Annotated in this window: 10 protein-coding genes and 1 pseudogene; 5 read left to right on the top strand and 6 right to left on the bottom strand. The window is 67.1% G+C overall.

Features of this window, described 5'->3' with window-relative positions; translation table 11 throughout:
* The first annotated feature begins 23 nt into the window (after positions 1 to 23).
* From hisS to hisG, 3 genes are read left to right on the top strand one after another with little or no spacing between them, the layout of a single operon-like run.
* Positions 24 to 1,505, top strand: coding sequence for a histidine--tRNA ligase (gene hisS, locus KY389_RS04140; protein WP_219829540.1), 1,482 nt, complete (start codon positions 24 to 26; stop codon positions 1,503 to 1,505).
* A complete protein-coding gene (locus KY389_RS04145; protein WP_425517139.1) occupies positions 1,505 to 2,563 on the top strand; it encodes an ATP phosphoribosyltransferase regulatory subunit in 1,059 nt (352 codons plus the stop codon). Before hisS ends, KY389_RS04145 begins: the two co-directional genes overlap by 1 nt.
* Positions 2,560 to 3,240 carry an ATP phosphoribosyltransferase gene (gene hisG, locus KY389_RS04150; RefSeq protein WP_219829542.1) on the top strand — a complete coding sequence of 227 codons (681 nt, stop codon included), beginning with the start codon at positions 2,560 to 2,562 and terminating at the stop codon, positions 3,238 to 3,240. The genes KY389_RS04145 and hisG overlap by 4 nt, the downstream gene beginning before the upstream one ends.
* Here the strand turns inward: hisG and ccoS are convergent.
* From ccoS to KY389_RS04180, 6 genes are all read right to left on the bottom strand, one after another.
* Positions 3,237 to 3,398, bottom strand: coding sequence for a cbb3-type cytochrome oxidase assembly protein CcoS (ccoS, locus tag KY389_RS04155; protein WP_219829543.1), 162 nt, complete (start codon positions 3,396 to 3,398; stop codon positions 3,237 to 3,239). The genes hisG and ccoS overlap by 4 nt on opposite strands.
* A 13-nt stretch (positions 3,399 to 3,411) precedes the next feature.
* Positions 3,412 to 5,610, bottom strand: a complete 2,199-nt coding sequence (locus KY389_RS04160; protein ID WP_219829544.1) for a heavy metal translocating P-type ATPase — start codon at positions 5,608 to 5,610, stop codon at positions 3,412 to 3,414.
* 1 nt (position 5,611) lies between these two features.
* The gene (locus KY389_RS04165) at positions 5,612 to 6,076 is read right to left on the bottom strand and encodes a FixH family protein (protein WP_219829545.1); all 465 of its coding nucleotides are present in this window, start codon (positions 6,074 to 6,076) and stop codon (positions 5,612 to 5,614) included.
* A complete protein-coding gene (gene ccoG, locus KY389_RS04170; protein ID WP_219829546.1) occupies positions 6,076 to 7,509 on the bottom strand; it encodes a cytochrome c oxidase accessory protein CcoG in 1,434 nt (477 codons plus the stop codon). The genes KY389_RS04165 and ccoG overlap by 1 nt, the downstream gene beginning before the upstream one ends.
* Positions 7,510 to 7,623: 114 nt before the next feature.
* The gene (locus KY389_RS04175; protein ID WP_219829547.1) at positions 7,624 to 8,571 is read right to left on the bottom strand and encodes a nickel/cobalt transporter; all 948 of its coding nucleotides are present in this window, start codon (positions 8,569 to 8,571) and stop codon (positions 7,624 to 7,626) included.
* Positions 8,568 to 9,248, bottom strand: coding sequence for a DUF1007 family protein (locus KY389_RS04180; RefSeq protein WP_219829548.1), 681 nt, complete (start codon positions 9,246 to 9,248; stop codon positions 8,568 to 8,570). The genes KY389_RS04175 and KY389_RS04180 overlap by 4 nt, the downstream gene beginning before the upstream one ends.
* A 387-nt stretch (positions 9,249 to 9,635) precedes the next feature.
* Between KY389_RS04180 and parE the strand changes: the two genes are divergently transcribed.
* Positions 9,636 to 11,594 carry a DNA topoisomerase IV subunit B gene (gene parE / locus KY389_RS04185; protein ID WP_219829549.1) on the top strand — a complete coding sequence of 653 codons (1,959 nt, stop codon included), beginning with the start codon at positions 9,636 to 9,638 and terminating at the stop codon, positions 11,592 to 11,594.
* A gap of 365 nt (positions 11,595 to 11,959) precedes the next feature.
* A pseudogene (locus KY389_RS15265) lies at positions 11,960 to 12,104 on the top strand (IS110 family transposase); the annotation flags it as partial.

The following is a 12,104-nucleotide window of genomic DNA, read 5'->3' on the forward strand; positions in this document are numbered from 1 at the left end:
GGCCCCGTAAAGGCAACAAGACCATGGCGAAAGACCTCAAGAAACAGCCCCGACCCAAGGCCGAGACGCCCAAGGGCTTCCGCGATTATTTCGGCGCGGACGTGACCCAGCGCAAGGCCATGCTGGACCGCATCGCCGAGGTCTATCATCGTCACGGCTTCGACCCGCTGGAAACCAGCGCGGTCGAAACGGTCGAGGCGCTTGGCAAGTTCCTGCCCGATGTGGACCGCCCGAATGCCGGCGTCTTCGCCTGGCAGGAAGAGACCGTGCCGGGCGGCGGCTCGGGCGATTGGCTGGCGCTGCGCTATGACCTGACTGCGCCTCTGGCCCGCGTGGCGGCGCAATATCGCAACGATCTGCCCAGCCCCTATCGCCGCTACGCCATGGGGCCGGTCTGGCGCAACGAAAAGCCGGGGCCGGGCCGGTTCCGGCAGTTCTACCAATGCGACGCCGATACGGTCGGCGCGGCCTCGGTCGCGGCGGATGCCGAAATCTGCGCCATGCTGGCCGATGCACTGGAAACGGTGGGCATCGCGCGCGGCGACTATCTGCTGCGCATCAACAACCGCAAGGTGCTGAACGGCGTGCTGGAGGCTGCCCAGATCCGCGCGAATCAAGCCGAGGATGTGCTGCGTCAGATCGACAAGTTCGACAAGGTCGGCCGCGAAGGCGTTCTGGCCCTGCTGACGACAGGCCGTCTGGACGAAAGCGGGGCGCGGATCGACGGGGTTGGTCTGAGCGAAACGCAGGCCGCGCCAGTCCTTGCCTTTCTGGAGGCCAGGGGCGCCGATAATGCCGTGACGCTTGACAATCTGGCCGCTGCGGTCGGTGCCTCGGCCATCGGCGCCGAGGGTGTGGAAGAACTGCGCCAGATCGCCGCGATGCTGGCCGCGATGGGTGTGGCCGAGGATCGCGCCGTCATCGACCCCTCTGTCGTGCGGGGTCTGGGATATTATACCGGCCCGGTTTTCGAGGCCGAACTGACCTTCGATATCCTCGACGAAAAGGGTCGCAAGCGGCAGTTCGGATCGGTTGCGGGCGGTGGCCGCTATGACGGGCTGATCGAACGCTTCACCGGCCAGAAGATCCCCGCCACCGGCGTCAGCATCGGCGTTGACCGTCTGCTGGCCGCCCTGCGCGCCAGGGGAATGGCGGGGCTCCAGGCTCCGGGGCCGGTCGTCGTCACCGTCATGGACCGCGACCGCATGGCCGATTACCAGGCCATGGCGGCCGAGTTGCGCGCCGCCGGCATCCGCGCCGAGGTCTATCTGGGCAATCCCAGGAATTTCGGCAATCAGTTGAAATACGCGGACAAGCGTGGTGCGCCGGTGGCGATCATCCAGGGCGGGGACGAGGCGGCGCGGGGCGTCGTGCAGGTCAAGGATCTGGCCTTGGGCGCGCGGATCGCGGCCGAAGCATCGGTCGAGGAATGGAAGGCCCAGCCTGCCCAGACCGAGGTGGCGCGCGAAGATCTGGTCGCCGAAGTCCGGCGGATCATCGGATGATCCCCAAGCGCGACAAGCAGGCCATCGGCCAGCGCCTTCTGGCGCGCTTCCGCGAGGCGGGCGCGCAGGAGATCGCGCCTGACATCCTTCTGCCCGCAGGCGATCTGCTGGATCTGTATGGCGAGGATATCCGCGCCCGGGCCTATGTCACGCAAGACCCGATCCGGGGCGAGATGATGCTGCGCCCCGATTTTACCGTTCCGGTCGTTCAGGCGCATATGGCCAATGGCGCCGAACCTGCCCGCTACTGCTATCTGGGCGAGGTTTTCCGCAAGCAGGATATCGGCGAGACGCGACCCGAAAAGCCGCGTGACAGCGAATATCTGCAATGCGGCTTCGAGCTGTTCAGCCGCGACCCCGCCGCCGATGCCGAGGTCTTTGCCCTGTTCCATGACCTGCTGGCCCCTTACGGTCTGCGCGCCGAGACGGGCGATATGGGGCTGATGCTGGACGCGATCCGGGGCCTGCCCCTGACCGAGGCACGATCCGAGGCGTTGCTGCACCATCTCTGGCGGCCGCGCCGCTTCGCCCGCCTGCTGAAGCGTTTCTCGACCCCTGCAATCGCGCGCGACTTCCCCGAGACGAAGGCGCCCTGGGCCGGCCTGCGCGGCGAAGCCGAGATGACGCGCCGCATTGCGCGGCTGCGCGCCGATGCCGCCGTCGCGCCCTTGGCCCCGGTCTGGTCCGAACGTCTGGCCCGGCTTTTCGCGCTGCGCGCCCCCGCCCCCGAGGCGCTGCCGGCCCTGCGCGACCTGGCGGGGGACATGCCCGCCATCGCGCCCGCCGTCGCCCGGATCGAGGCGCGGATGCAGGCCGTCGCCGCACGCGGAATCGACCTTGGCTGCGTGATCTTCGACGCCAGCCACGGCCGCAGCACGATGGAATATTACGACGGCTTCACCTTCAGCTTCCTGGCCGATCGCGCGGGCTGGCCTCCGGTCGCTTCGGGCGGGCGCTATGACGCGCTGACCCGCGTGCTGGGGCGCGGCCGCGAGATCCCCGCGGTGGGCGGCATCGTGCGCCCGGGCCTGCTGGCCGAATTGGAGGGGTTGGCATGATCCGGCTGGGCGTGCCGTCCAAGGGGCGGCTGATGGAACAGAGCTTCGACTGGTTCGCCGCACGCGGCCTGCGCCTGTCGCGGGCGGGGTCCGACCGCGATTATGCGGGTCGGGTCGAGGGGGTCGAGGGCGTCTCGCTTGTGCTTCTCTCCGCAGGCGAGATCCCGCGCGAACTGGCCGCTGGCCGGATCGAGCTGGGCGTGACCGGCACCGATCTGGTGCGCGAGAAACTGGCCGGCTGGCGCGATGTCGTCACCGAGGTCGCGCCAATGGGCTTTGGCCATGCCGACCTGGTCCTGGCGGTGCCGGAATGCTGGCGCGATTGCCGCGATCTGGACGATTTCGCGGCGATTGCCCGCGATTTCCGGGCCGAACACGGCTTCCGGCTGCGGATTGCGACCAAGTATCACCGGCTGGTGCGCGCCTGGCTTTCGGCGCATGAAGTCGCGGATTACCAGCTTGTCGATAGCCAGGGCGCGACCGAGGGCACCATCGCCAACCAGACCGCCGAGGCGATTGCCGACATCACCTCTTCGGGTGAGACGCTCAGGGCGAACAACCTGCGTGTCCTCGACGAAGAACCGATCCTGCGATCCCAGGCGACATTGTTCGCGGCCAATGGCGCCATGAATCCGCAGATGCAGGCGCTGTTGCGCCGGCTCGAGCTGCGATCCTAGTCGGGTCGCGGCTTGTCGTCCCAACGGCTGCTCAGAAAGCGTTGCGCATCGCCTTGCGGGTCATCGAACTGATGGGTTCTCAACGCCCAGATGAACGCGGCCAGACCGATCGCGCCGAGGCCCAGCGATATGGGAATGAGCATGGTGAGCACGTCCATGGGTGGCGTCCTTTCAACGATTGAGCCGCAGCGCATTCAGCGTCACGGTGATGGAACTGATCGACATCGCCAGCGCCGCAATGAGCGGCGTGGCAAAGCCGGCCAAGGCTACAGGAACCGCAACGACATTATAGCCGAAGGATATGGCGAAATTCTCCCTGATGCGGCGCGTTGCCCTTTCGGCGACTGCAACGGCCTCGGCCACGGGCAGCAGATTGGTCCCGGTCAGGACCATGTCACTTGCCACACGCGCGGCATCCAGCGCCGAGGCAGGCGAAATCGAGACATGGGCCCGCGCCAGTGCAGCCGTGTCGTTCAGCCCGTCGCCGACCATCAGCACCCGGGCGCCCTGGTCCGATAGCTGTCCGACCAGATCGGCCTTGCCGGTAGGGCTGACCCCGGCGTAGCATTCGCCGATGCCCAATTCGTCGGCCAGATGGGCAACGGCGGCCGGGCGATCCCCGGACAAAAGGATCACGCGCCGCCCCTCGGCACGCAGCCGGGCCACGCATTCCCTGGCGCCCGGGCGCAGGCGGTCGGCAAAGTCCAGCCGGAAGGGGCGCTGCCCGTCAATGGCCAGCCACGAAGACAGCATCGCCCCGTCCTTGTCATCGGCCGCGCCCAGCCAGTCGGCCCGGCCCAGACGGACGCGCTGCCCCTGCCACCGCGCTTCGACACCCTGACCCGGACGCTCGGTCACATCCTGCAGCGCCGCCGGTTCGACATCCGCCATCCCTGCGGCCAAGGCCCGCGCCAGGGGATGCGAGGATGCCTCGGCCAAGGCCCGCGCCACCGGCTGCAAATCCTGTGGCAGATCGGCGCGCACAAGCTGCGGTTGTCCCATGGTGAGGGTGCCGGTCTTGTCGAAAACAACCGTATCGACCTCGGCCAGACGTTCAAGCGCAGTGCCGTCCTTGATCAGCAGTCCGCGCCGGAAAAGCCGCCCCGAGGCCGAGGTCGCCACGGCGGGCACAGCCAGCCCAAGCGCACAGGGACAGGTGATGATCAGCACCGCCGCCGCGATGTTCACCGACAGCCGCAGATCGCCCGAGGCCCAGAACCAGCCCGCGAAGCTGGCGAAGGCCAGCGCATGGACGGCGGGCGAATAGCCGCGCGCGGCGCGCTCGGCCAGCGAGGTGTATCGGCCGCGCGCGCTTTCGGCGGCCTCGACCAACGCGGTCAGGCGCGCCAACGAACTGTCGCGCCCGGCCGCCGTCACCCGGATGACCAGCGGGCCGGTCAGGTTCACCTCGCCCGCCGACAGGATCATGCCCGGCCCGGCAGGAACGGGCAGCGTCTCGCCGGTCAGCAGCGCACGGTCGATTTCGGACGCGCCCTCGGTGATCTCGCCATCGGCAGGGATGCGTCCGCCGGGCCGGACGCGGATCAGATCGCCCGGACGCAGATCGGCCACAGGCACGGTCTGTTCGACCCCGTCGCGCAGAAGGGTCGCACGCGGCACCTCCAGCGCGGTCAGTTCGGCCGCCGCCGACCGCGCGATGGCACGGGTGCGATGGTCGAGATAGCGCCCGATCAGCAGGAAGAAGCACAGCATCACGGCGGCATCGAAATAGGCATGGTGGCCGGATTGGGCGGTCTCGAACACGCTGATGGCGCTGGCCAGGATCAGCGCCAGCGAAATGGGAACGTCCATGCCCAACCGCCGCGCCCTGACCGAGGTCCAGGCGCTGGCAAAGAAAGGCTGGCCGCAGAAGGCCACCGTGGGCAGCGCGATGGCGGCGCTGATCCAGTGGAACAGGTCACGCGTTGCGGCCTCGGCTCCTGACCAGACGGCGATGGACAGGATCATGATGTTCATCATCGCAAAACCCGACACGCCGATCCGCATCAGCAGGTCGCGCCCGGCGCGGTCGGCCGTGGTCGCGGCCAGAGCGCCGGGGTCAAGCTCGTGCGCCTCGTAGCCGATGCGGGCCAGAACCGGGATCAGATCGTCAGCGCCAAGGCCCGGCGCATCGACCGTGACCCGGCGCAGCGTCAGGTTCACGCGCGCCGACCGAACGCCCGGATGGGCGGTCAATGCGTCCTCGACCTGGGTGATGCACAGCGCGCAATGGGCGGTGGGCAGCGACAGGATCAGGGCATCATGGGCGGGCGTCTCGGCCCGCGCGGCGACATGCTGCGCCAGCGGGGCCGCCTCGCAGGCCGGGCAGGCGCTGAGACGGGGCGCATAACCGGCGGAAAGGTCAGTCATCTCAGTCCCCCTGCCCCACGGCCAGATAGAGACGCTGGCGGAACAGCGTGCCGTCGCGATCGGTGGCCTCGATATCGGCGTTCCAGTTGCCCGGCGCCAGATCGGCATGGGCCGACCAACGACCGGGCGCCTCGGGGGTCAGCGCAGGGCGGATGTCGTCGCGCTGGTGGGTCGGGCGCCGCAATTGCAGCGTCAGCGTCTCGGGAAAGACGCCTGCGCCCTGGCGATCGAGGATGCGCAGAACCGCGCGCCCGCCCTCGATCTCGAGGCTTGCCTGCCAGCCAAGCGATTGCTGGGCCGCGCGCTGGCGGTCGAAATGCTGCGAGGCGATATAGCTGCTTGCGGTCTCGAGACCCGGAAAGGTGCGGACGGCGTTGTAGGCCAGAACGAGGTTCACGCCGATGATCGTGCCGAAGGCCAAGATGGCGATGCCCAGGACATGCCTGCCGGTGAGTTCGCGTTTCATCATCTGCTCCTTCCGTGAAAGACGGTCTCGACCTCGTTGCGGGCGGGTCCGTCGCTGTCGGCAACGCCAAGGGTGATCGGCGCCGAGGGCGTGGACGCCAGCGCGGTGCCGGCCGGGGCGGTCAGATAGACCCGCCGGGTCAGGGTCTGATCGGCGGGGACCAGCAGGCTGGGCTGATTCTCGCCCTCGACCGCGACGATCAGGGTCTCGGCACCGGGGCCGCTGACGGTGACGATGTAGCGGCGCGCCTCGTGCTGCTTGTTGCGCAGGCGCAATTCGTAGGTGTTGCGGATCGAGCCGTCGGACATCATGACGTAAAGCGGGTTGCGGACCGGCGAGACGTTCAGATCCACGTCCGAGCGCATCAGCAGCGCCACCACCAGCCCAATGCCGATGGCCGACCACAGCGTGAAGTAAAGCAGCGTCCGGGGGCGCAGGATATGGCGGATCAGAGGGCGCGGCGGGTTGCCTGCGCGTTCGGCCTCTTCGTCGCGCAGCGCCATGTAGCCGATCAGGCCGCGCGGGCGACCGGTGCGATCCATGATCTCGTCGCAGGCGTCGATGCACAAGGCGCAGGTGATACATTCAAGCTGCTGGCCGTCGCGAATGTCGATGCCCATGGGGCAGACATTGACGCAGGCCATGCAGTCGATGCAATCGCCGCGCGCGCGGTCGGGTGCGGTCTTGCCGCGCGGCTCTCCGCGCCAGTCGCGATAACCGACCGTCAGCGTATCCTCGTCCATCATCGCGGCCTGGATCCGCGGCCAGGGGCAGGCATAGATGCAGATCTGTTCGCGGGCAAAGCCGCCGAAAAGGAAGGTCGTCGCGGTCAGGATGGCAATGGTGATCCAGGCGACCGGATGGGCGTCCAGCGCCACAAGGTCGCGTATCAGCGTCGGCGCATCGGTGAAATAGAAGACCCAGGCCCCGCCCGTCGCCAGCGCGATCAGCAGCCACAGGGCCCATTTGGTCAGCCGCAGCCGCGCCTTGGCCCAGGACCAGGATGCGCGATGCAGACGGATGCGGGCATTGCGGTCACCTTCGATCCAGCGCTCGACGGTCATGAAAAGGTCGGTCCAGACCGTCTGCGGGCAGGCATAGCCGCACCAGACCCGGCCAAGCGCCGAGGTGAACAGGAACAACCCCAGGCCCGCCATGACCAGCAGGCCCGCGACGAAATAGAATTCGTGGGGCCAGATCTCGATCCAGAAGAAGAAGAACCGCCGGCCGGCCAGATCGACCAGAACCGCCTGATCGGGCATCGCCGGACCGCGATCCCACCGGATCCAGGGCGTGACGTAATAAATCGCCAGCGTCACCGCCATCACGATCCATTTGAGGTTGCGAAATCGCCCCGAGACCCGTTTGGGAAAGATCGGTTCGCGGGCGGCATAGAGGCTGGGCGGGTCAAGCTGCTCGGTTGACCGGGACATGAGAAGGCTCCTGTTGCGCCTCCCTGCTCTAGCGCGGGGCCAGAGCTGCCACATTGACCTGCATCAAACCGCGCAAGACCCGGCTGCGTCAGGACGCCGCGTCAGCGCGCGGCCTCAGGCCAGGGTCAGCGCCGCGGCAAGCGCGATCAGCGCCCCCGCGCCCAGCTGCATTGCGCCCGGCATCCAGCGCGCCGCCGCGGCCAGGGGCCCTGTTCGCGGCACCAGCGCAAGACTGCCCCGCCGCGCCCAGACCGACAGCCCCGCGACCGCCACCGTGACCGAGGCCGTGCCAAGACCCATCGCCACCGTGCCCGCGACGCCCATCGCGAAGATCTCCATCCGCCATGTCAGCAGCAGCAGGAACAGCGCACCCGTGCAGGGCCGCGCGGCAATGGCCATGACGACCAGCAGCCCGTCGCGGAAGGATCGCGTCTGCGCAATCTGCGCCGGGCTGGGCCCATGGGCATGGCCGCAACCGCAGGCCTTGCCGTGGTGGTGATGGCGGTGGTGGTCATGCTCAGGTCCGGGGCGAGCCACATCGCGCAGCATCCGGGCACCGCGCAGGACCAGCCACAGCCCGACCAGCCCGATCAGCACCGTCGCCAGATCGGCCATGTGGCGTTCGGACAGGCGCGTCAGTTCCTCGCGGCCCAGATCCAGCGCCGCAAGCCCGATCCAGACCAGAAGGATCGCCGTCCCCGCCTGCGCCAGCGAGGACGATACCGACAAGACGGCCAGCCGCCCGAAGGGCACCTGACTGCCATAGCCGTAGCTGCCGATCACCAGCTTGCCATGCCCAGGCCCTGCCGCGTGAAAGAAACCGTAGCCGAAGCACAGCGCGATCAACGTGGCCGCCGCACCCGGATCGCCCGCCCGCAGCGATTGCAACGCGCCCGCCATCAGGTTCTGCGCCTGCCTCTGTCCCGCAGCCGCCCAGGCTGCGATGCCCGACAGCCCGCCCGAGAGCCAAAGCGCAATCAGTGCCAGCGCCACGACCAGCCCGGTCAGGGCCAGAACCCGGCCCGGATGGCCCTGACCGGGGCGCAGGTCAGGCGGGCTCATCGCGCTGCTCCGCAGACGACGCGCATTTCGGGCGCGCCGACCGAGCCGATATTCACGCTGATCATTTCTTCGTCCAGCAACGAGGCCGAGGCCAGTTCCCGCGCCAGCGCCTCGCGCAGGGCTGCGGCATAGGCATCGGCGGCGGCATAGGAATCGCCCGGCCGCAGATCGACGTGGCAATCATCGCGGCCGCGCAGGGCGGGGCTCTGCGGGACGCTGAAATCGACATAGAATTCAGGGTCATAGACCTGGATGATTGTCTGAGCCTCGCCGGGGATAGGCGTGCTCAGCGCCCGGCGGTGGCGCGAGACGATCTGCCCGCCCTCAAGCGAGACGCCGAAATCGCGCGCTTGCTGCAGGCCGACGCGCCGTCCTTCGACCGTCAGATAAAGCGCGCCCTCGAATGCGGGATCGGGATCCCAGTCGAAACCGGCCAGCCGCGCCGCGTCCGAAGCAGAAAGACCCCCACCCGCGGCGGGGCGGATTCCGTAATCTTCAAGGATCAGCAGCGAATAAAAGGCGTCATAGCGCCACTCGACCTCGACCTCGGTCAGCTTGCCGCCTTCGCCATAGATCAGCCGCAGACCGGCATCTATGAACACATGCGGATGGGCCGCCGCGCCCAGAGGCGCCAGTGACAGCCCGAAGGCCAGAAGATAGCGCGCAAAGCGGTTCATCGTCCGTCCGGTGCTTGATGGTCATGTCCCTGACGCCCTTAGCAGGGCGCGAAGGGTCAAGGCAAATCACCTCGGCGCCAGTTCGACTATGTCCCGGCGCAGTCCGCAACCGCGGCCGGCAGACAGAGGGGCAGCGACGCGACATGATTGCCGGGGCCGAAGATCAGCGGGTCGGGCGCGCATCTTCTGGGGACAGGCCCTTCCCGCACCGCCCGATGACCCAGCACTGTCAGCTTGCCGCTAGAACCCCATGGACGCGCCCGTGAGCGCGCACAGCCCGCATCACAGCCCTGTCGCGCGCTGGCGCGATCGCGACCACAAGCCCTTGCCGCCCAGCCCCACGCCATGTGATACAGTCGCCCGAGCAGACGACAGGACGAAGAACCCATGGCCGACGATCTTCTTTCCGGCACCGCCGCCAGCGACGCCTATTCCGCATCCTCGATCGAGGTGCTGGAAGGGTTGGAGCCCGTGCGCAAGCGGCCCGGCATGTATATCGGCGGCACCGATGAACGCGCGCTGCACCATCTCGTCGCGGAAATCCTGGACAACTCGATGGACGAGGCCGTGGCGGGCCACGCGACCCGGATCGAGGTCGAGTTGCTGGCCGATTACAGCGTCGTGGTGCGCGATAACGGACGCGGTATCCCGATCGACCCACATCCCAAGTTTCCGGGCAAATCCGCGTTGGAGGTCATCCTCTGCACGCTCCATGCGGGGGGCAAGTTCTCGGGCGACACCTACCAGACTTCGGGCGGGCTGCACGGTGTGGGCGCCTCGGTGGTGAATGCGCTGTCGGATCTGATGATCGTGCAGGTCGCGCGCAACAAGGAATTGTTCGAGCAGCGCTTTTCCCGTGGCATCCCACAGGGGCCGGTCACCAGGATCGGTGCGGCCCCGAACCGGCGCGGGACCACCGTCACCTTCCACGCAGACGAACAGATTTTCGGCCATCACCGCTTCAAGCCCGCGCGGCTGCTCAGGATGGTGAAGTCCAAGGCCTATCTGTTCTCGGGCGTCGAAATCCGCTGGAAATCCGAAATCGACGACGGCGAGACACCCATCGAGGCCGTGTTCCATTTCCCCGGCGGCCTGGCCGATTATCTGGCCGAGACGCTGCAGGGCGTGACCACCTATTCCGACCGCCCCTTTGCCGGCAGCGTTGATTTCAAGCGCTTCAACGCGCCAGGCAAGGTCGATTGGGCGATCCACTGGACGCCCTCGCGCGATGGCTTCATCCAGTCCTATTGCAACACCGTCCCCACCCCCGAAGGCGGGACGCATGAAATGGGCTTCTGGAACGCCATCCTCAAAGGCATCCGTGCCTATGGCGAGATGGTCGGCAACAAGAAGGCCGCCCAGATCCTGCGCGACGATCTGGTGGCGAGCGGCTGCGCGCTGGTGAGCTGTTTCATACGCGAGCCCGAATTCGTGGGTCAGACCAAGGACCGGCTGGCCACGACCGAGGCCGCCCGTCTGGTCGAGGGCGCGGTGCGCGACCATTTCGACAATTGGCTGGCCTCGGACACGAAATCGGCGGGGGCGATCCTCGATTTCCTGATCCTGCGGGCCGAGGAACGGCTGCGGCGCAAGCAGGAAAAGGAAACCGCTCGCAAGACGGCGACCAGGAAACTGCGCCTGCCGGGCAAGCTGGTCGATTGCAGCGCCACGAACCGCGACGGAACCGAGCTTTTCATCGTCGAGGGCGATTCGGCGGGCGGTTCGGCCAAGATGGCCCGCGACCGCACGAACCAGGCGCTGCTGCCGCTGCGCGGCAAGATCCTGAACGTGCTGGGTGCTGCGTCGTCGAAGATGAGCGCCAATCAGGAGATCAACGACCTTTGTCAAGCTCTTGGCGTCGGAATGGGGTCCAGGTTCAATGTGGACGACCTGCGCTATGACAAGATCATCATCATGACCGATGCCGATGTGGACGGCGCCCATATCGCCAGCCTGTTGATGACGTTCTTCTTCACCCAGATGCGGCCGCTGATCGACAAGGGGCATCTCTATCTGGCCTGCCCGCCGCTCTACCGCCTGACGCAGGGCGCGCAGCGCGTCTATGTGGCCGACGACGCCGAAAAAGAGCGGATGCTGGCCCAGGGTCTGGGCGGGCGCGGCAAGATCGACGTGCAGCGCTTCAAGGGTTTGGGCGAGATGGATGCCAAGGACTTGAAGGAAACGACGATGGACCCAAGGACGCGCAAGCTGATCCGGGTCAGCATCGACGACGACGAGGGCGGTGAGACGGCCGATCTGGTCGAACGGCTGATGGGCAAGAAGCCCGAATTGCGGTTCGAGTATATTCAGGAAAACGCGCGGTTTGTCGAGGAGTTGGATGTCTGATCGGGGCCTTGGCGCTCTGATCAGACAATCGCGACACATCTGCGCCGGCGCTTTGGGACTTATCTTCACCTGAATCCGGGCGAGTGCTGCTTGCTCAGCCGAACGCGATGTCTTGCCAGATGATCCACCGGATCGTAACCGTCCGGTCTGACCGCTCTGCCACGGGCCGAGAGAGCCGGATAGTGTCCGCCATCGCTGGTGGACACTATGGTGATCGCGTGGCGCATCGGACCTAGCGGCTCTGGACGGACGAGGGAATAAGGCGCAAGCGCCCCTGATGAGGTGGATGGCCGCGCTTGCGGCATCGCGATGTGCCCTGTCGGATGCTGTGAACATCGCCAACAAGGGGAGCTATCCATGACAGGATTACCTCACTCGGGATCGATCTGGCGAAATCTGTTTTCCAGCTGCACGGCGTCGATGCCGAAGGCCGGGCTGTCTTGCGTCGCCAGTCGCGGCACAGCCAGATGCTGGAGTTCCTCGACCGCCCGCCGCCCTGCCTGTTCGGTA

This window comes from Paracoccus bogoriensis (assembly GCF_019431455.1).
In the GTDB taxonomy this organism is placed as follows: domain Bacteria; phylum Pseudomonadota; class Alphaproteobacteria; order Rhodobacterales; family Rhodobacteraceae; genus Paracoccus; species Paracoccus bogoriensis.